We start from the raw sequence: 20,566 nt of genomic DNA, 5'->3' as shown, positions 1-20,566 counted from the left end.
AATTCCCTCACTCCTACTTGAACGCTCCCCCTTTTCATCGTACGATAAGAAAGAAACTATTCAGACAGAAAGCAGGTTACATATGAAGAAAACGATATTATTATTGATGTCCGTCCAGTTCTTCGTTTACCTCGGATTCGGCATCATCATCCCTATTTTACCCGAAGTCATCCTAGCTGAAGGCTTTTCAGAAGTGCATGTCGGTGGTCTGCTGACGATCTACGCCCTTTCCTCATTCTTCACTGCGCCATTATGGGGCGCGCTGTCTGATCGTACAGGTAGAAAGAGACTGATTATGATTGGCTTGCTCGGTTTTAGCCTAAGCTTCTTCTTATTTGCAGCGTTTATGCACCATATAGTTCTGCTTTATGTTTCGCGCGTAGTAGGAGGTATCTTCTCAGGTGCGTTATATACCGCAGTGACTGGGTTTGTTGCTGATATCACGACAGAAGAGAATCGGAATAAGTACATGGGTCTACTCGGCATGTCAATCGGTCTCGGATTCATTTTCGGACCAGCAATTGGGGGTATTCTAGGCGACGTCCATTTGCAACTACCATTCATCGCTTCCGGTTCATTGACTCTGCTATTAACTGTGTACGCTATGATTATTCTCAAAGAGCCTGACCGTCATAGTGAAGGGAATAAACGAGCTATTATTCCAAAAGGTGCTTCTACCTTATGGACATATCGTATTCGCTATCTATTCATCACATCATTCATCATCACGTTTTTACTCGCTGGCGTCGAAGCAACATTCCAGCTGTTTCAAATCGATAAAATTCAAATTACACCACTACAACTAGGCTATTTATTTATGGCAAGTGGTCTTGTGGATGCCGCCATTCAAGGTGGTGTGGTACGACGCGTGAAGAATGGTACAGAAACTTCATGGATTATCGTCGCGCAAGTCGTTACAGCAATCGGCCTAATACTCATTCCATTTTCCACAAGTTTACTATGGGCAGGTTTTGCAATGAGTGTATTCACTGCCGGTAATGCACTTGTCAGGACAGTACTCGTATCACTCACAACTAAAGAATCGGGCGGTATGTATGGAACTGCAGCGGGTCTCTCCTACTCTATGGATAATATGGGGCGGATTATTGGTCCGTTGTTATTTACATGGGTATTCACCATGCAAGCAGGTAATATGTACTTTATTTCTGCAATTATCGCATTACTCTCCATAATCTTAGTGTTTATATTCCGTAAATCAACACGGTCTTTACGAAACACTGCAAAACCTGTTGCTTGATACCATACGGATGAAGTTTTATCTTACTTTGTAAACAGGTTATTTATTCGCAACTCCGTTATACTAGGGGAATAGTATATATCCTATGGGAGGAAGCATATGACGCAAGTGATTAGTTTGATTATCACAAGTACGTTGGTTATTAATATATTTCTAGCGGTCGCTTTGATATTTTTAGAGCGTCGAGATCCTACCAGTACTTGGGCATGGCTTCTCGTGCTATTCTTTATTCCAATTTTAGGCTTCGTAATTTATTTATTACTCGGTCGACAATTGCGACAGAAGCACTTATTCCGCTGGGAAGGCAGGAATAAAATCGGTATTGAAAAGCTGATTAGTTATCAACTTGAGGCAATAGAAAATGAGACATTCGAGTTTCTGAAGCCCGATACAGAAGAATATGGCGATATGATCTATTTGCATTTACGCAATAATCATTCCGTACTGACACAGGATAATGATGTGCAGATATTCACGGACGGTCAAGAGAAGTTTGAAGCACTACTCGAGGACTTGGAACACGCTCGTGATCATATCCACATTCAGTATTATATTTTCCGGCTCGACGGAATAGGAAAACGAATTGAAGAGGTTCTAATCCGAAAAGCGAAATCTGGTGTGAAAGTACGTATGTTGTTTGATGATATTGGCTCACGTGGTTTGCATGTGAGGCACTTTCAAGAATTAATTACTAGTGGCGGTGAAGTTGCTGCATTCTTCCCTGCCTTGCTTCCACTGATCAATCCACGTTTGAACTACCGGAATCATCGGAAGATCGTTATTATCGATGGAAGAATCGGATACATCGGTGGGTTTAACGTCGGCGATGAATATTTAGGACTCAGCAAAAAGTTTGGTTACTGGCGCGATACACATCTTCGTATTGAGGGAAGTGCAGTTCATCCCTTACAGACGCGCTTTATCCTCGATTGGAATCAGGCCTCACCAAGAACAAATATTCAGTATGATGAACGATTCTTCCCTGCCATTCCCCGTAAAGGAACTGTCGCGATGCAAATTGTATCTAGCGGACCCGATTCCGAGTGGGAAGATATTAAAGATGGCTATTTGAAGATGATCTTCTTGGCGAAAGACTATATCTACATTCAGACGCCTTATTTTATTCCTGACACAAGTATGCTGGACGCTCTTCGGATTGCATGTTTATCAGGTGTGGACGTCCGGATCATGATCCCTAATAAGCCGGATCACATGTTTGTCTACTGGGCGACCTATTCAAATATCGGACTGTTACTAAAAGCTGGAGCGAGAGTATACATTTATGAAAACGGCTTTATCCACGCCAAGCAAATTGTAGTAGATGATCAAGTATCATCTGTCGGAACAGCGAATATTGATGTTCGCAGTTTCCGCTTGAACTTCGAAGTGAATGCTTTCATTTATGACCGGGAAAAATCTCATGAGTTGGCAGAGATTTTCGAGGAAGATATTCAGAATTCAACCGAGTTAACACTACATGCGTATTTGGAGCGTGAGCGATTGATCAAAGTTAAAGAATCGATTTCCCGCTTACTATCTCCAATCTTATAAAAAACGGCCGACAGAGAATATCTTCTGTCGGCTGTTTTTATCGTACGTTTAAATATTCTTCCAACGTGATGTTACGTTTAAAAATTTGTTCTGCCATGTCTTTTCCAACATAACGATAATGCCAAGATTCATGCATGTAGCCAGTCATTTCTTCTTTTCCTTCAGGATAACGAAGGATAAATCCATATTGATGAGCGTTAGCAGCGAGCCACTTAGCCGCTTCTGTATCTCCAAAAGAATTCGACGCCCAATGTTTTTCATGATTCACTTCCCCAATATCAAACGCAAGCCCTGTCTGATGCTCTGAATAGCCTGGACGCGCACTATACCGGTCGGCTGCTTCCTGTCCGTCTCTTTCTACATATCGGTTATATAAAGTCACTTGGTAGTCATACGAACGATAGGTACTGAACGCTTGCAGATTAATACCAGACGTTAAGGCTGCGGCTGCTAATTCATTGAATGCCTCTCTCGCTTCTTCGCTTTCTCCAGGTGCGTAATCTTCCGGTAGAGGATATTGTTTATTGGCAAGTAAAACGCCATGTATAAACATTGGTTCTTGAGGTAATTTCTGTCCTTTGATATAGCTAGTTGGGTTAGAGGGCTTCACTGTGTCTTGAGGTGCCGCTTTTTCCACAGACATTTCCTCTTGCGATTCTTCTTGTGCCTCATCGAGTAATGACTTATCTACTTCCCGAAGTCGTTCTTCACTCGGTATAGGGGTTTTTTCTTCGTCATGACGTTTTGTTTGATCCGTTTGGCTTGAATCCACTGACTTTTCTATTTCTTGAAAGTCGGTAGATGATTCTGATTCACTTTGAATACTGTCTAGCGCCTTCTCCATGCTCCATTCATTCGTCCCAATCCATATCACACTACCTGCAAGGATCATGAAGATCAAAACGATACCTCCATCTATCCATTTATTTTTCCTTTTACGCTTTTTATCATCTCTATTGTTTCTCATACAATACCTGCTTTCTTTCTGAAACGCCTATTAAATATCTACTCTCTTTTTAATATAGCGTAAGCTTTGTTTCAAACCATGTATTCTAGTGTATCATTATTTTTCTTTTTCGTCTGTCTATGATAATATTTACCTAACTTAATTTTCAGCTATTATTGTGAGGTATTGCATTTGAATAATCAACGTTGGCTCTCGATGAGCTTTTTTGTGTTTTTCTTTACATGGGGCATCTTCTTACCTTATTGGACAGGTTGGTTGACTTCAGCAAAAGGCTTAACGGTGACGCAGGCTAGCATTATTATGGGGGCCGGTATGATCGCTAGGTCCTTTTCAACATTCTTTCTATTTCCGTACGCCATGCGAAATATGTCACTTTTGCGCGTTATACGCTGGACTACGCTATTATCGTTCATTGTCGCGCTAGCTTATCTTCCGGAGAGTCCATTTTCGGTGTTATTTGGTTTGACGGTTTTGTTCAGTGCTGTATACCCTATTATTCTTCCAGGCGTAGAGAGTGGCGCGTCCTTATTGATGCAACATGAACGCATTCATTATGGGAAGAGCCGTTCATTTGGTTCGATCGGCTACACTGTCGCACTATTATTAATCGGTTCAGTAACAGCTATCTGGAACGAGCAAGCCATTTTATATATGATGATCATCGGACTCGGTATGGCGTTGCTATTTTTCTATCAACAAGCTCCGGAAGTAGTGCAACAATCGCCCGTTGCAGAATCGACTGCACAAAAAGGCCAATTGCGCGCTCTGTTTGCGGATAAACCTTTCGTTATCGTGCTATGTATTGCGATTTTACTGCAAGGCGCGCATGCTTCCTATTACAACTATGGTTTTATATTTTTAGATGATATGGGTATCAACGGATTTTACATCGGAGTTATACTCAATATTGCTGTATTATTTGAAATTATATTTTTCACACAGGCCGACCGTCTTCTTGTCGGAGTCAAGACATCGACTATTTTTTTAATAGCCGCGACAGGTTCTACAATTCGTTGGATTTCCATTTTCTTATTTCCTGTAGCAAGCGTATTTATCGCAACGCAGATGCTCCACTCCATATCATTCGGCATGGCACATTTTGCATTCGTTCAATATATCTCGAAAAACGTACCGAATTATTTAATCGCTTCTGCGCAAGGTATCTATGCTGCAGTCGCAATGAGTCTAAGCGTAGCGATTCTGACTTTTCCCGCAGGTTATCTATACGATCAGTCACCACGCTTTGCATTTCTTAGTATGGCGGCTTGTTCCATTGCTGCTTTAATGTTAATTTTATGGACGAAACAGCGCATTTCTCATAAAAATGACTAAAAGGAAAGGTCGCGTATATGCGACCTTTCCTTTTGTCAAACTAATAAAATATACGCCAGTGTACCAAGTGATGCTATCCCGAAAAACAACGCCATCCAAAGCATCCATTTCGCTTCGCGCAGCAGACCTTGATTTCTATACATAAAGGTTCGTGCGGTATTCGTGAAGGTAAACATGATCAACATGAATAAAATGGCAAACTCCAAATTCAGCTTGATGATAAAATACAGTGCTGCGGCAGCAGAGGCTGTAATGGCCAAGCCCATGATCCATTTCAATTTCATGTGACTCTTCCTCTCTATTGTTAGAAACAAAAAAAGCTGGTATACACCAGCTCTTCTGTACCTTACTTTTCTTCAATGACTGCTGGCTTTACTTCTTTAAAATAAAATTTACGTCCAAGATACGTTTGGAAAATTAACAGTAATCCCCCGACTGCCCAATATAGTGGTAATGCAGCCATCACCGTATACGAGATGAACATAATCATAATTGGAGACATGTAAATGAATAACTTCATTTGTTTCTGTTGCTGTTCAGGCATTGTCCACAATGACACACGCGCCTGCACAAAGTATACAGCACCGGCTACTAACATCATGATGATATCCGGCTCTCCTAGTTTGAACCATAAGAATTCATGGTTTTTCACTTCAGGTGGTGCGTAAAGAATGGCGAAATACAAGCCCATAATGATTGGCATTTGAATCACAAGTGGTAAACAACCCATATTTAATGGATTGACGCCATGCTTGGAATACAGTCCCATCATTTCCTGCTGGAGCTTCATTTGCTCTTCTTTATCGTTGGATTCTTTAGATATTTTCATACGTTTTTGGATGTCATCCATTTCTGGCTTTAATCCATCCATCTTTACTTTCATCTCTTGTTGAGCTTTATAGTTCTTTAACATCAACGGCATCAAAACTAGACGAATTGCTACAGTAATCAGTACAATTGCAAAACCATAATTACCATTGAAAGCTTCACCTAGATAATGAAGTAACCAATCCATCGGCCTAACAAACGTACTGTAAAAAATACCTGTTTTGTTTTCCACACCAGAACAACCGCTCAAAAACACAGCAGTAATTGCCAATAAACTTACAAGCCCTATTCTTTTCTTCAATGATTTCACCTACGCTATCTCAAACTAATGAAAAGTATACAGCAAACAGCGATAAATTTACAGTGAATCACCTTTATTTATAGTGAAACGAAAGTAATTTCCGTCCAGATCCTTACGAAAGCGTCTAGGAGTTAATCCCGTATACTTTTTAAAGACACGTGTAAAATAACTTTGGTTACAAAAATGAAATCTTTCCGCGATTTCCGCGATTTTTTGATCAGAAAATCGCAAATGATATTGTACCTCTTCTATTTTACGTATTGTAATGTATTCAACGAGCGTAACAGAAGTATATTCTCGGAATATGCGCGAAAGGTGACTAGTACTCACATTAAAACGCTTGGCAATATCTTCAACAATCAATTGCTTTTCAACATTTTTATTAATATATTGAATCACTTCATTAACTGTTTCATGTAAAAGAGAGGGTCTTACTCTTTCTTTCAAGATGTAACAGTAAAACTCGATTAGTTCATCACCAATTTCCTTCATATTATCTTCATGCAAATTGGTTTCAATCATTTCGATACAAGCTGTGCTGAATGTAAAAGCATTTTCTTCAGTTAAAATACACTCCGTTTGTAACCGTCTAGTAACAAGGGAAGAGATGATAATAAAATAGTATTTCACGACTTTAAATGTAAATCCAGGTGTATTCTTGTATAAATTATCTTGAATTTCCTTAAGAGTAGAGCGTGCATTGTCTTTCTCTAAGTTGAAGATTTGTGTGAGGAGTTCTTTTTCCAGATTAAAAAATGACTTTGCCTTTTTTATGCTCCTCTCTTCTTCAATTGCATTGATCAATTCCAGATTAGAACGTTCTGTCTTTTGGCCAGTCATGAGTCTCACCTCACTCATTCTCTCTGTATACATCTAACTATGCATGGCACATTACTATATGTATATCATTTTACCTTATTCTCCAAGATTATCTACCTCTTCTGCATTTAACGCTATATATGTATTAAAGCGCCCCTTAATAAGGGACGCTTTTGGTATTTTATTCTTATCTAACTTAATTGGTTTTACTGTCTTTTTCTGCTTCTTTAGTTGTTTCATCTTTATTGTATAGGGGATTATTATCTTGAGCATCTTCATTTTTCTTATAAAGACCATCTTTTTGTGATGCTTTTTTATCTGGATCTTGTACTTCTTGGTTGTAATAATGAACACTTGTCTGTGCTCCCTCGGAGACCATGTTGTTGTCACCTAAATCCGTTGGGTCTGAATAACCCATTTTTTCAGTCGCTTGATCAACCAGTTTATTGTTATTAACGAAAGTATCTACTTTTTCTTTTAGCATACCTACCGTTTCCATTGCCTTATCACGATTTTCTTTTTTACTGAAATATGCGTACGCACCAGCTGCAAGTGTTGCGAATAATAATCCATTTGATTTTTTAGCCATATTTACCATCCTCCGTCGTTATACTTTTAGTGATTTTCTACTTATTGCTTAATATACCCCATGAACTTACTTTCAAACGTCTTCAATATGGTTAGTTATTTAGTTATGGTAGATCTACGTTGTATATGTCTTTTCTATGTCAATTCAATACTTGAAGTCTAGTTGGTCTTTTCTACGTCTACAGAGTAATTTTCACTTTTATAGCATAGTAGTTTTGTAAAGCGTAATTTGTTATACTATGTAGAAAGAGAACTAGAGGTGAGATCACTATGATTCGTAAAATGACAGTAGAAGATATTCAAGATGTTCAACAGATTGCTCTTACGTCTTGGCAACATACATTTCAAGAACATATACCTGAAGAAGTGATCGAGGTATTTATTGAACGAACCTATTCCGACTTAATGCTGAAGAAGCAATTAGAAAAAACGATGGTATTGCTTGCGATAGATGATCAAGGCAAATCCATCGGATATTTAAGCTATACTCCGATTGATATAGACGGTGAAAGTGAACTGACAGCACTTCATTTGCTTCCAGAGTATTTGAATAGTGGGTATGAGGAAGCGTTGTTAAAAGAAGCGCTAAGTACGTTGCAGGAAGCTGTGAATATAGATGTGTATGTAGATCAGAATGATATGGCACTTCAAGATTTCTATGCTAAACAGGGATTTAGATTTGTCGAGTCGTTTCCGGAGTTGTTTGAAGGTATTTCTGTAAATACTCTTCACTATTCATTGCCTATTACGCAACCTGCACATACTTAAAATAATGTGCTGAAAGTATTTTCGTCACATGTTGAGAGAGAAGGCATTTAAAAGATATAGCAAAGACCCTTTTCAATAAGAAAAGGGTCTTTTGTTTATAAATATTAGCTCATCCAATTGGACTGTGTTGAGACATATTCGTCAGATGAAGGTCCTGGTGCCATCGGGGGTTTCTTTGTGAAGCAAAGAATGGCCGCAATGTAGAGTAGGATAGATGGTAAAGATAGAATTCCACCTAGTAAACCTGCAATGATGAATAATATCCCCGCTGTTTTCGGACTTTTATTATTCCAAACTTTCACCAATCCGATAATGTTCAATACTAACCCTATAAACGCTACAACTACTAAAACCCAAATGACGGTGGAAAAAGAGCCCATGAACGACATGAACATATCCACTTCGTCTGTGTTTAATACTCCTTCATTCACTATTTCCATACGAAACTCTTCCATGAATGTCGGATCTGTGCTCGCCATATTCCAAAAGAATGCAATTAGCGCAGTACCTACAACACTTAATGTTAATAATATCAATGATATGATACCGAGTATGCGCTCTGCTGTACGATTAATCATTCCACATCACCCTCTTCTGCTAATTTGTTTCTCTATTACTTATACGCAAGCAAACGAGAAAAGTTTCAAAAAGTGATATGGAACAATCATCACGTATCTATTCCATCACAATACTTATGCTTTCACATCGTTGTATTCATCACTTCGATCAAATGCATTCACTACGTATGAGCAGACCGCTTTCATCTTCAATCCTTTATCACGTGCATTATCAGCTGCTTGGTCAAGTAGTTTTTTTGCAACACCTTGACCACGTAAGGATTCGTCTGTATACGTATGCGTCATCGTCATGACACCATTCTCTTCAGTCCATTCGATTTCGGCTTTTACTTCGCCCGCTACTTTATACTGATACGCATATTTATTGCCGCCTAACTCCGCAAGCTCAAAATCCATACCTTCACGCTGTTCATTGTTTTTGTTTTCACTCATGCAGATCTCTCCTTTGTAGTTATACTTCTACCCTATAACGTACCACAATGACATCTTAACTAAACAAAGATTTGAGCGAATCCGCCATGTTTCTGAAAAATTCTTTTACCTTCTCCCAGAAGCTCGGATCGATATCGCCTAATTTATCTTTGATTTTCAATGCCATATCGGACAGTTGTTCATTCAGCTTCGTGAAGTCGATGTCTAGTTTCGAAATTCGATCCATTAAATCGATTAACAATTGGCGATCTGCATCATTCAATTCGATATTAAATTTCTTCAATTGGTCTTGGACAATCCGTTCTACGTCTTCTTTGGTCGCAGGCTTCTGTTCTGAAATCTGCTTTTTGATTTCCGTCAACAACTTAGCTACTTCGTCTTGATCGACACCTGCTTTTTCTGAAAGCTTTGTCGCCAAACTCAATTCATCATTTGCTACATCTGTACGCTCCGTATCCAGAACCTCTCCAGATACTTCATACGCTTTGTAGATTCCAACGAGAGCTGAGTGGCCTGTTACTTTTTTAGGAGCCGCCACTTCTACGACCGCATCTTCTATACCTGCTGTTAACATTGCCGTTGCATACATATCCGCTGTTACTTGTGTAATATTGTCTGGTGTTACAATATTGATGACAAGACCTTCACCTTCTTCTTGTCTAGTAATTTTCGCAGACGAATACATACGCGCATTGCGGTCACCGCCAGGAATGTATTTAATTAAATCATTGCCGTCCACTGACAGCTCTTCCACTTCAGCTTCCTCAGACACTTTTAGACTTTCTTTCACACTCGCTTTTTCATCATCCGATAAATTAGCGCCATACACTATAATTGGAACTCCAAGTTTTTCATTAATGACTTCATCCGCTGAAACAGCGGATGGCGTTATGATTGCAACCATCATCATGAAAGCCAATAGAGAGGCTAATCCTCTTTTCATACAGTCACTCCTCCTTGTTCTATATGTATAGATACGTTGAGGTTCATAGAAAAGTTGCGTTTGTTACACTATTAAAGTCGTCCAGCCGTCTTGTTGTGTAATTCTTCGCTCTCTCATTAACGTGCCTAATGCTCGTTTGAAAGCACCTTTACTCATCTGGAACATCTCTTCGATTTCTTCAGGAGTAGATTTATCGGTAAATGGCATTTTACCACCTGACTGTTGTAAGTACGCTAGTATTTGTTCTCCATCTGTCTGCAAGCGATCTTGTTTTCTCGGCAACAATGAACCATTCATCGTTCCATCCTCATGAACATCGATAATACGAACATCTACTTCTTCACCTAATCTAGGTTCTTCTTTACGCTCTGTCTCGTGAACGAAAATACGTTGTATATCTTCCGTCAACAAAAATGTGCCGATTGGCAACAAGCGGTATGCTCTTGCTTTAACGTTCTGATTGTACATGTCTGATTCTGCCATAGTATAGTGCTCCTGAATTCTTTCTTCCGTAACTAGACGTCCGAATAAATTACCGCCAGGATCTGTGCGAAGTGTCATATACAATTCGTCGCCCGGCTGTGGCCATAATTCTTTAATCTGCGGGAAGTCGGCCCGATTGATCAGTACTTCAAATGATGCACCAATATCTACATAAACCCCTTCACTTCTTTCCAAACGAATAACTTTCGCCCATCCGAATGAATTCATCGTAACTGTTGGTATTTGTGCAGTGCCAGTCAGTTCGCCTCTTCTATTGATATAAAGAAAAACTTCAATGGTTGATCGTTCTTGTGCATCGGGCGCTTCAGATTCATTCATATAAATTTCTTCTCCAGCAGCGTCCAATACAAAGCGCGAACCCTCTTTGCGAAGGATTTCAAGTGTTGCAAGTGTACCTGGTTGTAATAATGTCATATAGGATAGTCCTCTCTAGAGTGCTTTACTTTTTAATTTTTTCACGAATTCAGGATCAGACTCAAGTGTCTCCACCAAATCAGTAATGCGATCCATCGCATTCCAGCTTAGGTGATGTTCAATCCCTTCTACATCTCCGTAGATATTTTCTTCTTCCACACCAATAATACGCAAAAATTGTTCTAGTAATTCATGGCGATGTACAAGTTTTTTACCAAAGCGTAAACCGCGATCAGTTAACGCCAAACCCCTGTAGCGCTCATAGTGCACATAACCTTCGCGATCAAGGCGCTGAGCCATTTTCGTTACGGATGACGGAAGAACAGAGAGTGCCTCTGCCACATCGGACACACGTGCTTCTCCCCTTGCTTCTAACTGCAAATAGATTTGTTCAATATAATCTTCCATACTGGGTGTAGCCAAATTATCGCCTCCTCATTTGACCGTCGACATCTACGAATTATTATCTTAAAAGTTTAAGATTAGAAAGCGTGGGTAAAATACTTATATAGCAAATAACAATGAAAAGGAGTTGATTCACTATGGGTCGTATATTATGGCTTGTTATTGTAGTACTAATAGCATTATGGGTAATTGGTTTAGTAGCGAATATTGGCGGTGGGTTAATCCACACACTTTTAGTAATTGCCGGCATTATCTTTGTTATTCAATTAATAACTGGAAGACGTTCGATATAGTGAAAACTATCGTATAGTGCTCCTTATGTGATCAGGTAATTCTTGCGTACACACATGTGTTGCGTAAGCTTTGCCCATTCGCAGAAGGAGCATTTTTACGTAAAATACCTTCTAGTTCAAAGCCAGCTCTTTTTGCTACTGCGCGACCTTTACTGTGATTCTCATCACAGAAGAATTCCACACGTGCGGCCGATAAATCAGCAAACGCAAATCCTATAAGTTCTTTGAGTGCTTCCGTCATATATCCTCGACCTTCAAACTTTGTGTCCAACCAATACTCCACTTCAAATTTCCGAATACCCCAGTCGATTCTATGGAATCCTGCACAGCCAATAAACTCACCTGTTTCTTTTAAGAATAAGTGAAAGCTTAAAGACTTTCTTCCAATAAATTCTGAAACAGACTGACGAACATATTCCTCTGTCGACTCGATTGTCATTTCTTTTTGTGCCCATACAGTCCACTTTCGTAACGCAGGCATTGAATGCGAAACAGCACCCCAAACATCCATTGCGTCGTTTAATTCAGGCGCACGTATATATAACCTTTCAGATTGCATCTGATCCCTAAAGCCGGGTATACTCTTTTCGAAACGCTCCCTGTCTTCCCAACGTACAGGAGTTGTCGTACCCGCCTCGTAATCTTCTCTTGTCATACCATAGGTCACCGCATCATAATAGGTGTTTTCTTTAGGTAAGAACCATGCTTGACGCAAGTGCGCTTCCTTCACAAAGCCTGCGCGTTCAAATGCTTTGCGCATTGCAGCATTGTCGTGGCGTGTATGCCCTTCAATACGAATCTTGTGCTCAGGTAACTCAAATACATACTGAGTGAGTTTTTTTAATGCACGGGAACCATATCCATAGCCTCTGAAGTGATCAGCAATCCGAAGGTCGAATAAGGGGACGTCTTCTTGTAAGTCATAGACTTTCACGATTCCTACTTTTTCATTTTCATTATTTTCAATCCAGAACGTTTTTACGTCATCAGATGCATAGCCACCCTCTTCGATCGACTTCTCAAGTAACTCGCGACCAGGCTGACTAATATCATGGTAAGGCCATGAGTTTGTCGTCATAAACTGAATTAGTAAATCTTGTTCTTCTATCGTCCATTCTTGTAAACGCATTAAAACTCCTCCATCATGCCTGTATGCAAGCGCCACACGTGACGTTACATCGTTTGCTGGGCTTCAATTGCGTGTTCGTAAGCAATCTTCACCAGGTCTGCAACATGTTCATCTGCTAAAGAATAGTATACCATTTTTCCACGTCTTTCTGATTTGGCCAATGAATGATCCCGTAAATAACGTAAATGATGGGAAGCGGTAGCGGATGAAGATTGAATGACTGCCGCTACGTCACAGACACACATTTCTGATTCCAAAGTCAGTGAATAAGCAATACGCAAACGTGTTTCATCAGCCAGTGCTTTGAATATTTGTACCATTTCAGTTACATCCGGAAGTTCTTTACGGATTTTACGAACTACATCCTCGTGCACAATCGTCACTTCACAGGCATCTTGATTTACCACTTTTTCACCCCATTCGATAGACTGTAGATTACGGTCATTATATAGAATATTATTCAGAAAATCAATTTGATCAAATAGTCATTTGAATCAATAGTATAATCATTTATCCGATCTTTCGCCGTGAATTTTTTCATATAATTCATCTTCTGTAGAAATATCCGCGAGCTTCACTTTCGATCGATACGCAGCACGAATAATTACATGCCCAGCAACCGGCGCTGTCAAAAAGACAAAGCCGATACCTAGAAGAAGACGTACACTTACAAAGTTTTCCGAGAAGAGAAAATAGATAAACGCGCCCGATAATGTCAATAACACGGCCAACGTTGAACTTTTCGTTGCGGCATGTGATCGAGTATAAACATCTGGCAAACGAATCAAGCCAAAGACACTCAACATACTGGCAACAGCACCTGTCAAAATCAATAAAGCCCCTATAAATTCACCAATCCCGCTTACGTTCAACGATTTTCCCCCTCTCAATAAACTTGGAAAATGCAATGGTTCCGATAAAGGATAGAATACCAAGGATCAAAATCGCTTCCAAAAATGCTTTTGTATTTAAAATCACAGACACGACTGCAATGGTGGCAATCAAATTCACTCCAATGACATCGAGTGCTACGACGCGATCCGGCAGCGAAGGCCCTAGGATAATCCGGATGACGGCGACCAAAATAGTCAATGCGAATAGTATGACCGATATAGTAAGCATACCTGCTATCATCGTGTCACCTCCATTATCGCTTTCTCGAAATTCTTCAGTTGTTTAATCAATCCGGCACGAGACTCTTCGACATCCATTGCATGGATATATAATTCGTTACCTTCAGGTGATACTTCCATCACAACCGAACCCGGTGTCAGAGTCAGCAACATGGACAGTACGGTCACTTCAACATCACTCGTCAGGATCGTCTCGTACTTAAAGATACCCGGCTTGATTTGCAATGTAGGTCTCATGATTTGGGAGATGACCACAATACTTGATTGCGTTAGCTCTCTTATAAAGATTAACAAAAGCTTGCAAGCAGCGTATACTCTGCGTAAATAGAAATGGGTGCCAAAAAAACGACTCATGGCAAAAATGATTCCGAGTCCGACTAAAAAACCCATGAAAAACGTATTGAATCTCAGCTCGTCTTCATCCATTAATAACATCCATAAAAACGCAATGAATAAATTCAGCAGAAGCTGTATTGGCATGGCCATTTCTCCCTTCTATTTTAAATCGTCGCCCAGAACGGCACGAATATATTGTTCGGGATTGGCCAGCGTATTGGCTGCGTCTTGTATATAAGGTGCTATTAATTCTGCACCGATACCTAATCCCACTACTAGTACCGCAAGTAATACTAGCGGTAACCCCATCCTCTTTTCAAATGGCTTCTGATCATCTTCGCTGATTGTCGTTTCTCCCCAAAAGCTGTTGAGGAAAATACGCAGCAATGAATATAACACACCAATACTCGACAAAAATGCTACGACCAACAGTACATACGATCCCTTTTCAATTGCACCCAAGCCTATATACACTTTTCCAATAAAACCGCTTAGTGGTGGAATGCCTGCAATGGCAAGCATCGTCATGAAAAATAACCAGCCGGCAAGCGGATAGTTCCGGATCAATCCACTGATTTCTTGAAACTTCGAACGACCTGTTAAATACACGACTGTGCCTGCCAATAAAAACAGCAACGCTTTACTTACCATGTCATGAACTAAATAATAACTTGCTCCCTGAAATGCTGTATACGTACCAATCGCCAAACCTGTCAGCACAAAGCCAACGGAAATGATCACGTTATATGAAACGATTTGACGTACGTCTGTATAGGCAATAGCTCCGAGACAGCCCGCTACCATCGTCACGACCGCTAGTACACCAATGATTGTATAAATTAATGGATCATGTATAAATATTAGCGTGAACATCCGGTATAGCGCGTAGATTCCGACCTTCGTTAATAATGCACCGAACAGAGCGGCAACCGCTGTAGGTGGGGCAGAATAGGAACCAGGCAACCAGAAATACATTAATAAACCCGCTTTTAAACTAAAGACAATCAAGAAAATGATCGCAATTAAGGTTAGCAGCGGTCCTTGTCCCGTTTCTGCTACACGTACTGCGACATGTGCCATGTTTAACGTACCAAGAGCACCATATAAATACGCAATACCCAGCAAGAAAAACCATGATGCCAATACATTGATTAACACATAAGTAATACCTTCCTTCAATTGCATCTTGCGTCCACCAAGAGTCAGCAATACATAGGAAGCTAGTAACATTACTTCAAAACAAACAAAGAGGTTAAATAAATCTCCCGTCAAAAATGAACCGTTGACACCCGCGATTAAAAACAGGAAGAACGGGTAGAAAAACATCGTCTCTGTCTCTACTCCTGTCGAAGCGAATGAATACAGTAAAATAATACTCGAAACAACGCATGTGGTAAGTACTAGCAACATAGCGAATGAATCGCCCACAAATAAAATACCATGTGGTGGTAGCCAGCCTCCAAAATCTAGTCGCATAATGCCGTGCAGATGAATTTGCTGCAAGCAATACGCAGCTATCCCAGCAGAAGCAATTATCGTTAGAATACTCAGCACACGTTGCACACGGATATAGGGGCGTAAGAACACTAAAATCACACCTACCAAAACAGGCAGAATCATAGGCAATACTAATAAATTATTCATCTTGTCGTCCTCGCAATCCAGGTCCACGGTTAGACTCCTGATACAAACGGTAAGATAATACGAGCAAAAATGCCGTCACCGCAAAGCTGATGACAATCGCCGTTAAAATAAGCGCTTGTGGTAAGGCATCCGTATATTCAGCCGCATTTTCTGTCAGTAAGGGCACGTCCCCTTTTTTCAAACCGCCCATCGTTAGTAATAATAAGTTAATGGCATGCGATAGGATTGCGGTCCCTAAAATGATTCGCAACATCTCTTTTGACAGAAGTAAATAGACGCCTACAGTCACCAGCACTCCAACCAGAAGGGTAATTAATGTCTCCATTACTCCACGTCCTCACTGATTCCTAAAATAATGGTCACGACGACACCGAGCACAGTCAACGCGACGCCTGCTTCGAAAATCGTCATCGTTCCAAGTTTCGTCTCACCGAAAACCGGTAAATCCACTAGCCACGTTGTCTGAGTCAGGAAAGGCTCACCGAACACTATCGACAACATCCCCGTCCCTACCGCCAGCAACACACCAAGTGCCGCCACTCGTTTAAAATCAAACGGTGTCCCGCGGTGAACGGTTTCTATGTCATAAACCAAGTACAACAATACAAACGCCGAAGAGAGCACAAGTCCGCCAATAAAGCCACCGCCCGGATTATTATGTCCCGCTAAAAATAGCTCCACTCCAAACGTCAAGATGATGAAGAAAACAATCTTCGTGACTGTTTGTAAGATCACATCATTTTTCTTCAGAGTGATCCGCTCCCTTCTTGCGACGCAGTTTGACTAATGAGTATACGCCAAGACCTCCGATGAACAATACCAATACCTCAAGCATCGTATCGAACGCACGGAAGTCCCCAAGTATCGTGTTGACCACATTTAGACCGCCAGCAATCCGTGATGCCGTTTCATAATAAATTGAGATAGATGGATAGATGGAATGACCTTGCACGAGTAGTGCAACCACTGTGACAGCTGTCCCCGAAGCGATCGCGATCAATCCATTACGCACTCGCATAGAAATCGATTTATGTTCAGGCTTCCACTCTGGTAAGTAATAGAAGCAAAGCAAGAACAACACTGTCGTGACCGTCTCGACAACTATTTGCGTCAATGCCAAATCTGGTGCGCGGAATACGACAAATAGAATCGCAATGGAATAGCCCAATACACCATTAAGAACAATAGCAGCAATCCTTGACTTCGCATACAAAATCGCCACACTTGAACACATCATGACGAAGATAATAATACCTTCATTGATCTCTATTGGGGCATCATTCGTAAAGTCGAAAATGAATTGTTGAAAACCTACTAACCCTACTCCGACAAGGGCAATGAAAATCAACATGATATAAGCAACATAGTCACGTACCGATCCAGTCATATAGGTTTTCGTCACAACAGAAGCCATTCGTTCAGTCCGAATTAAAAATGCATTATAAAAGCGGTCGAGCGTCCATTGTAAAAAGCCTAATCTGTAGATGCCTTTCCAGTAACGCAAGAAACGATACAATAAGACTCCGGCGACAACCAAACCAATCGTCATAAAGATTGGCATACCCCATCCATGCCACACATGAATTTCAGGTATTAGACCGGTCATTCCTTCGAATTTTGGATACACCGCATTCATTGCGGGCCCTAAAATATACGTACCGAGCAGATTCGGGAAGAAGAATATCAGTACGACTAGACTCCCAAGAACTATCGGTGAAATCAGCATTTGAATCGGTGCTTCATGTGCAGGTCGCTGTCCCGACACTGGTGGCGGTACTTTGCCGAAAAACGTCTGAAATACAATAATCATGCAATAAATGAAAGTGAATATACTTCCGATCCATGCAACGATCGGGAACAATGACACCACCGAATCCATCGTCAGCAGATTCGCATCTTTCAATGACAGCACGGCTTCAAAAAAGAGTTCTTTACTTAAGAAGCCGTTAAATGGTGGAAGGCCTGCCATGGAAAAACTACCGATCAATGCGATGGTAAACGTGATCGGCATAATAGTAGCTAATCCACCAAGCCGTTTAATATTACGCGTACCTAGCTGATGATCTAAAATACCGACGACCATAAATAAAGCGCCCTTAAAGGTAGAATGATTAATTAAATGAAATAATGCAGCGAACGTCGCAGCAGTAAACAATGCGACTTGCGCACTCTCAGAAGATGCGAATGCCAGTGATCCAATGCCTAACAAACTCATGATCATTCCGAGCTGACTCACTGTAGAGAAAGCGAGTAGAGCTTTTAGATCCGTTTGCTTCACAGCATTCACAGACCCCCATAGCATCGTCAATAATCCTACACAAGACACAACATAGAACCATGTCGCATCACCTGCGAAAATCGGTGTAAAACGTGCCACTAAATAAATCCCTGCTTTAACCATCGTCGCGGAGTGTAGATAGGCGCTGACAGGCGTAGGTGCTTCCATTGCGTCAGGCAACCAAATATGGAATGGGAACTGCGCAGACTTGGTGAACGCACCAAGCAAAACAAGTAGCATGGCAGGGATGAATAACGAATCCGCTGCAATCACTTCCCGCATGGCGATTAACTCCTGCAAATTAAATGTCCCTGTGATCGTATAGAGCATTAAAAATCCAACTAACATGAAAACACCGCCCGTGACGGTAATGAGCATGGATTTCTTCGCTCCGTATCTGGATTGTTTTCGGTGATACCAAAATGCAATCAATAGAAACGAGGAAATACTCGTTAATTCCCAAAATACGTAAAGAACGATCAAGTTATCAGATAAAACGACTCCCAACATAGCGCCCATGAAAAGTAGTAAATATGTATAGAAACGCCCGATCGCTTCTCGCTCTGAAAGATAATAAATGGAATACAGCACAACTAAACTTCCAATGCCCGTAATCAATAAAGCAAAAATCATACTCAATCCATCTAAATGAGTGGAAAAATGGACACCTGCAGAAGGTATCCAAGGGAATGTATATAAATAAGAAGCTCCATTTGAAAGCGATGGAACTAAACGGAGTAGTAAAATGAATAAGAAGAGCGGAATTGTAATCACGAACCAACCAATTCGTCGACCTGTCAAGAACTTATGTATAAATGGCACTAAACACGCTGCGATAAATGGTAAGAAAATTGCCAGCAAGACAGTTATCAATCTAACACCTCCAAAAAATATTTTTTTATATAATACTGAGGGACTCTTGACTGAACCCTATACGTTATGCATAATGGGACTCTAAGTATAGAATATATTCTCTACTGAAAAGTATACACTACTTTATCAAAAACCGCATAGGAAGCGCGGTCAGCATACTGTAAGGCCAAGTTCGTAATCCCGTCTCTGGGATGAGGTTCTCTGGCGGAATTGCAGCGGAAAGCATTCCCCTAATATGTGAACCGAATACACGTAGTTTATAGAATTCGAAGAGGTGAAGAGTCATTATGGGCAAAATGAAAAGCCGTATGGACGAGAGCATTCTCGTTTGTGTGTATTACGGTCCAAATGGTGAACGTCTCATTAACAGAGGATATAAAATTGCTGCAATCATGGACTGTCCGCTCTATATCCTGACCGTCGATCCTGCTCCACTAGATGATTTCGATGTAGAGAAGTCGGAGTATGTAGACCGATGGAAAGAGCTTGCGGAAGAGTTAGATGTAGAGGCGTTCATTATTCGCGATGATGAGAAGCGCCCTACTGCAAAGGTCATCAAAGAAGTGGCTCACCAGTACGGTATTACACAGATTATTATCGGACAGACTGCACAAAGTCGCTGGGAAGAAATCACAAAAGGTTCATTCATGAATGTTCTGTTGAGAGAAATTCCATTTGTGGATTTTCATGTCGTGTCGGTTGATCGTGCGATTAAGAGTGAGACGGAAGGGACGTTTGAAAAGGGAGTACGTGCCTATCTAGTTCCAGATGGTGATAACTTCCGCATAAACTTCACGCTTTCGAAACATGCGCAGTACGAGGGAATTTTCTTTAAGGAGATCGGTACGGATTTCAATAACGGTCTTTTTAAGTTCATGCAGAATAACAAGATCTGCCAGGTACAGATAGAAGATGACCAGGTAATCGACTCAAGCAAGATCCAGTGCAAGATACAGAATTAATATCACTTGAGATGTCCCTTGAATGGGGCATCTCTCTTTTTGTATAAGGTTAAGTTCAAGTTCAAGTTCAAGAGCAAGGGCTTGGAAGTGGTGAGTGAATTTTTGAGTGGTTCGGGATGGAAGCTCCAGTTGGGGGACGCTTTCCCATGGGCCCGCGGTGAGCCAACCAAGTCGCTGTGCTCCTTTTTGGTTGTCTCACCTGATCGGGCTGATCCATCGGGAGTCGCCCC

General features: G+C 40.8%; 25 protein-coding genes. 6 read left to right on the top strand and 19 right to left on the bottom strand.

Going from position 1 to position 20,566, the window contains the following annotated elements; translation table 11 throughout:
* The first annotated feature begins 82 nt into the window (after positions 1–82).
* Together Q7P97_RS04135 and cls are read left to right on the top strand one after the other, a co-directional pair.
* Positions 83–1,258, top strand: coding sequence for an MFS transporter (locus Q7P97_RS04135; RefSeq protein WP_303966988.1), 1,176 nt, complete (start codon positions 83–85; stop codon positions 1,256–1,258).
* Positions 1,259–1,357: 99 nt separating this feature from the next.
* Positions 1,358–2,809 (top strand): cardiolipin synthase, encoded by a 1,452-nt coding sequence (cls, locus tag Q7P97_RS04130; protein ID WP_303966985.1) that lies wholly within the window; start codon positions 1,358–1,360, stop codon positions 2,807–2,809.
* A 37-nt stretch (positions 2,810–2,846) separates the two neighbouring features.
* Here the strand turns inward: cls and Q7P97_RS04125 are convergent, their stop codons facing one another.
* Complete coding sequence (locus Q7P97_RS04125; protein ID WP_303966982.1) at positions 2,847–3,776, bottom strand: M15 family metallopeptidase; 930 nt, start codon at positions 3,774–3,776, stop codon at positions 2,847–2,849.
* 171 nt (positions 3,777–3,947) lie between these two features.
* Here Q7P97_RS04125 and Q7P97_RS04120 point away from each other — a divergent pair, with 171 nt between their 5' ends.
* A complete protein-coding gene (locus Q7P97_RS04120) occupies positions 3,948–5,108 on the top strand; it encodes an MFS transporter (RefSeq protein WP_303966979.1) in 1,161 nt (386 codons plus the stop codon).
* Positions 5,109–5,143: 35 nt separating this feature from the next.
* On the opposite strand, the gene Q7P97_RS04115 is transcribed toward Q7P97_RS04120, so the two are convergent.
* From Q7P97_RS04115 to Q7P97_RS04100, 4 genes are all read right to left on the bottom strand, one after another.
* Complete coding sequence (locus Q7P97_RS04115) at positions 5,144–5,392, bottom strand: hypothetical protein (protein ID WP_303966977.1); 249 nt, start codon at positions 5,390–5,392, stop codon at positions 5,144–5,146.
* A 62-nt stretch (positions 5,393–5,454) separates the two neighbouring features.
* Positions 5,455–6,237 carry a membrane protein insertase YidC gene (yidC, locus tag Q7P97_RS04110; RefSeq protein WP_303966974.1) on the bottom strand — a complete coding sequence of 261 codons (783 nt, stop codon included), beginning with the start codon at positions 6,235–6,237 and terminating at the stop codon, positions 5,455–5,457.
* A gap of 57 nt (positions 6,238–6,294) precedes the next feature.
* Entirely contained in the window at positions 6,295–7,077 is a 783-nt protein-coding gene (locus tag Q7P97_RS04105) for a helix-turn-helix domain-containing protein (protein WP_303966970.1), read from the bottom strand.
* Positions 7,078–7,252: 175 nt separating this feature from the next.
* Positions 7,253–7,645, bottom strand: coding sequence for a YbyB family protein (locus Q7P97_RS04100; protein WP_303966967.1), 393 nt, complete (start codon positions 7,643–7,645; stop codon positions 7,253–7,255).
* Positions 7,646–7,914: 269 nt separating this feature from the next.
* Here Q7P97_RS04100 and Q7P97_RS04095 point away from each other — a divergent pair, with 269 nt between their 5' ends.
* Positions 7,915–8,412, top strand: coding sequence for a GNAT family N-acetyltransferase (locus Q7P97_RS04095; RefSeq protein WP_303966964.1), 498 nt, complete (start codon positions 7,915–7,917; stop codon positions 8,410–8,412).
* A gap of 104 nt (positions 8,413–8,516) precedes the next feature.
* Here the strand turns inward: Q7P97_RS04095 and Q7P97_RS04090 are convergent, their stop codons facing one another.
* The 5 genes from Q7P97_RS04090 to mntR form a co-directional block, all read right to left on the bottom strand.
* Positions 8,517–8,990, bottom strand: coding sequence for a DUF4064 domain-containing protein (locus tag Q7P97_RS04090; protein WP_303966960.1), 474 nt, complete (start codon positions 8,988–8,990; stop codon positions 8,517–8,519).
* A gap of 114 nt (positions 8,991–9,104) precedes the next feature.
* Positions 9,105–9,386, bottom strand: coding sequence for a GNAT family N-acetyltransferase (locus Q7P97_RS04085; RefSeq protein WP_303967052.1), 282 nt, complete (start codon positions 9,384–9,386; stop codon positions 9,105–9,107).
* A 91-nt stretch (positions 9,387–9,477) separates the two neighbouring features.
* Positions 9,478–10,365: a DUF1002 domain-containing protein gene (locus tag Q7P97_RS04080; protein ID WP_303966958.1), complete on the bottom strand. Its 888-nt coding sequence runs from the start codon at positions 10,363–10,365 to the stop codon at positions 9,478–9,480.
* A 63-nt stretch (positions 10,366–10,428) separates the two neighbouring features.
* Positions 10,429–11,283 carry a CvfB family protein gene (locus tag Q7P97_RS04075; RefSeq protein ID WP_303966955.1) on the bottom strand — a complete coding sequence of 285 codons (855 nt, stop codon included), beginning with the start codon at positions 11,281–11,283 and terminating at the stop codon, positions 10,429–10,431.
* Between the two features lie 15 nt (positions 11,284–11,298).
* Complete coding sequence (mntR, locus tag Q7P97_RS04070; protein WP_029054749.1) at positions 11,299–11,706, bottom strand: transcriptional regulator MntR; 408 nt, start codon at positions 11,704–11,706, stop codon at positions 11,299–11,301.
* A gap of 119 nt (positions 11,707–11,825) precedes the next feature.
* On the opposite strand from mntR, the gene Q7P97_RS04065 reads away from it, so the two are divergent.
* Positions 11,826–11,981, top strand: a complete 156-nt coding sequence (locus tag Q7P97_RS04065) for a lmo0937 family membrane protein (protein WP_143560424.1) — start codon at positions 11,826–11,828, stop codon at positions 11,979–11,981.
* A gap of 31 nt (positions 11,982–12,012) precedes the next feature.
* Here the strand turns inward: Q7P97_RS04065 and Q7P97_RS04060 are convergent, their stop codons facing one another.
* From Q7P97_RS04060 to Q7P97_RS04020, 9 genes are all read right to left on the bottom strand, one after another.
* On the bottom strand, positions 12,013–13,110 hold the full coding sequence (locus tag Q7P97_RS04060; RefSeq protein ID WP_303966942.1) for a GNAT family N-acetyltransferase: 1,098 nt from the start codon (positions 13,108–13,110) through the stop codon (positions 12,013–12,015).
* Between the two features lie 44 nt (positions 13,111–13,154).
* Positions 13,155–13,517: an ArsR/SmtB family transcription factor gene (locus tag Q7P97_RS04055; protein ID WP_232319613.1), complete on the bottom strand. Its 363-nt coding sequence runs from the start codon at positions 13,515–13,517 to the stop codon at positions 13,155–13,157.
* A 99-nt stretch (positions 13,518–13,616) separates the two neighbouring features.
* Entirely contained in the window at positions 13,617–13,982 is a 366-nt protein-coding gene (gene mnhG, locus Q7P97_RS04050) for a monovalent cation/H(+) antiporter subunit G (RefSeq protein WP_085427378.1), read from the bottom strand.
* A complete protein-coding gene (locus Q7P97_RS04045; protein ID WP_085427379.1) occupies positions 13,960–14,244 on the bottom strand; it encodes a Na(+)/H(+) antiporter subunit F1 in 285 nt (94 codons plus the stop codon). The genes mnhG and Q7P97_RS04045 overlap by 23 nt, the downstream gene beginning before the upstream one ends.
* The gene (locus Q7P97_RS04040; protein WP_303966932.1) at positions 14,241–14,723 is read right to left on the bottom strand and encodes a Na+/H+ antiporter subunit E; all 483 of its coding nucleotides are present in this window, start codon (positions 14,721–14,723) and stop codon (positions 14,241–14,243) included. The genes Q7P97_RS04045 and Q7P97_RS04040 overlap by 4 nt, the downstream gene beginning before the upstream one ends.
* Before the next feature lie 15 nt (positions 14,724–14,738).
* A complete protein-coding gene (locus tag Q7P97_RS04035; RefSeq protein ID WP_303966929.1) occupies positions 14,739–16,223 on the bottom strand; it encodes a Na+/H+ antiporter subunit D in 1,485 nt (494 codons plus the stop codon).
* Positions 16,216–16,548 carry a Na(+)/H(+) antiporter subunit C gene (locus Q7P97_RS04030; RefSeq protein WP_085427382.1) on the bottom strand — a complete coding sequence of 111 codons (333 nt, stop codon included), beginning with the start codon at positions 16,546–16,548 and terminating at the stop codon, positions 16,216–16,218. Before Q7P97_RS04030 ends, Q7P97_RS04035 begins: the two co-directional genes overlap by 8 nt.
* Positions 16,548–16,973 (bottom strand): Na(+)/H(+) antiporter subunit B, encoded by a 426-nt coding sequence (locus tag Q7P97_RS04025; protein ID WP_303967050.1) that lies wholly within the window; start codon positions 16,971–16,973, stop codon positions 16,548–16,550. Before Q7P97_RS04025 ends, Q7P97_RS04030 begins: the two co-directional genes overlap by 1 nt.
* Positions 16,960–19,374: a Na+/H+ antiporter subunit A gene (locus Q7P97_RS04020; RefSeq protein ID WP_303966924.1), complete on the bottom strand. Its 2,415-nt coding sequence runs from the start codon at positions 19,372–19,374 to the stop codon at positions 16,960–16,962. The genes Q7P97_RS04025 and Q7P97_RS04020 overlap by 14 nt, the downstream gene beginning before the upstream one ends.
* Before the next feature lie 287 nt (positions 19,375–19,661).
* Between Q7P97_RS04020 and Q7P97_RS04015 the strand changes: the two genes are divergently transcribed.
* The gene (locus Q7P97_RS04015; RefSeq protein WP_303966920.1) at positions 19,662–20,336 is read left to right on the top strand and encodes an adenine nucleotide alpha hydrolase family protein; all 675 of its coding nucleotides are present in this window, start codon (positions 19,662–19,664) and stop codon (positions 20,334–20,336) included.
* The last annotated feature ends 230 nt before the right edge of the window (positions 20,337–20,566 follow it).

The organism is Sporosarcina ureae, from assembly GCF_029267015.1.
GTDB classification, from domain to species: Bacteria; Bacillota; Bacilli; order Bacillales_A; family Planococcaceae; genus Sporosarcina; species Sporosarcina ureae_D.
The sequence above is the reverse complement of the archived record's forward strand: the minus strand, read 5'-3'. Positions and strand labels throughout refer to the sequence as shown.

Bases quoted from the DNA above. Each gene is read 5' to 3' on its own strand.
- Q7P97_RS04045 (WP_085427379.1), bottom strand. From the start codon at position 14,244: ATGATAGCAGGTATGCTTACTATATCGGTCATACTATTCGCATTGACT.
- Q7P97_RS04095 (WP_303966964.1), top strand. From the start codon at position 7,915: ATGATTCGTAAAATGACAGTAGAAGATATTCAAGATGTTCAACAGATT.
- Q7P97_RS04115 (WP_303966977.1), bottom strand. From the start codon at position 5,392: ATGAAATTGAAATGGATCATGGGCTTGGCCATTACAGCCTCTGCTGCC.
- cls (WP_303966985.1), top strand. From the start codon at position 1,358: ATGACGCAAGTGATTAGTTTGATTATCACAAGTACGTTGGTTATTAAT.
- Q7P97_RS04085 (WP_303967052.1), bottom strand. From the start codon at position 9,386: ATGGATTTTGAGCTTGCGGAGTTAGGCGGCAATAAATATGCGTATCAG.
- Q7P97_RS04075 (WP_303966955.1), bottom strand. From the start codon at position 11,283: ATGACATTATTACAACCAGGTACACTTGCAACACTTGAAATCCTTCGC.
- Q7P97_RS04060 (WP_303966942.1), bottom strand. From the start codon at position 13,110: ATGCGTTTACAAGAATGGACGATAGAAGAACAAGATTTACTAATTCAG.
- Q7P97_RS04035 (WP_303966929.1), bottom strand. From the start codon at position 16,223: ATGAATAATTTATTAGTATTGCCTATGATTCTGCCTGTTTTGGTAGGT.
- Q7P97_RS04015 (WP_303966920.1), top strand. From the start codon at position 19,662: ATGGGCAAAATGAAAAGCCGTATGGACGAGAGCATTCTCGTTTGTGTG.
- Q7P97_RS04030 (WP_085427382.1), bottom strand. From the start codon at position 16,548: ATGGAGACATTAATTACCCTTCTGGTTGGAGTGCTGGTGACTGTAGGC.
- Q7P97_RS04125 (WP_303966982.1), bottom strand. From the start codon at position 3,776: ATGAGAAACAATAGAGATGATAAAAAGCGTAAAAGGAAAAATAAATGG.
- Q7P97_RS04090 (WP_303966960.1), bottom strand. From the start codon at position 8,990: ATGATTAATCGTACAGCAGAGCGCATACTCGGTATCATATCATTGATA.
- Q7P97_RS04105 (WP_303966970.1), bottom strand. From the start codon at position 7,077: ATGACTGGCCAAAAGACAGAACGTTCTAATCTGGAATTGATCAATGCA.
- Q7P97_RS04135 (WP_303966988.1), top strand. From the start codon at position 83: ATGAAGAAAACGATATTATTATTGATGTCCGTCCAGTTCTTCGTTTAC.
- Q7P97_RS04100 (WP_303966967.1), bottom strand. From the start codon at position 7,645: ATGGCTAAAAAATCAAATGGATTATTATTCGCAACACTTGCAGCTGGT.
- Q7P97_RS04065 (WP_143560424.1), top strand. From the start codon at position 11,826: ATGGGTCGTATATTATGGCTTGTTATTGTAGTACTAATAGCATTATGG.
- Q7P97_RS04080 (WP_303966958.1), bottom strand. From the start codon at position 10,365: ATGAAAAGAGGATTAGCCTCTCTATTGGCTTTCATGATGATGGTTGCA.
- Q7P97_RS04040 (WP_303966932.1), bottom strand. From the start codon at position 14,723: ATGCCAATACAGCTTCTGCTGAATTTATTCATTGCGTTTTTATGGATG.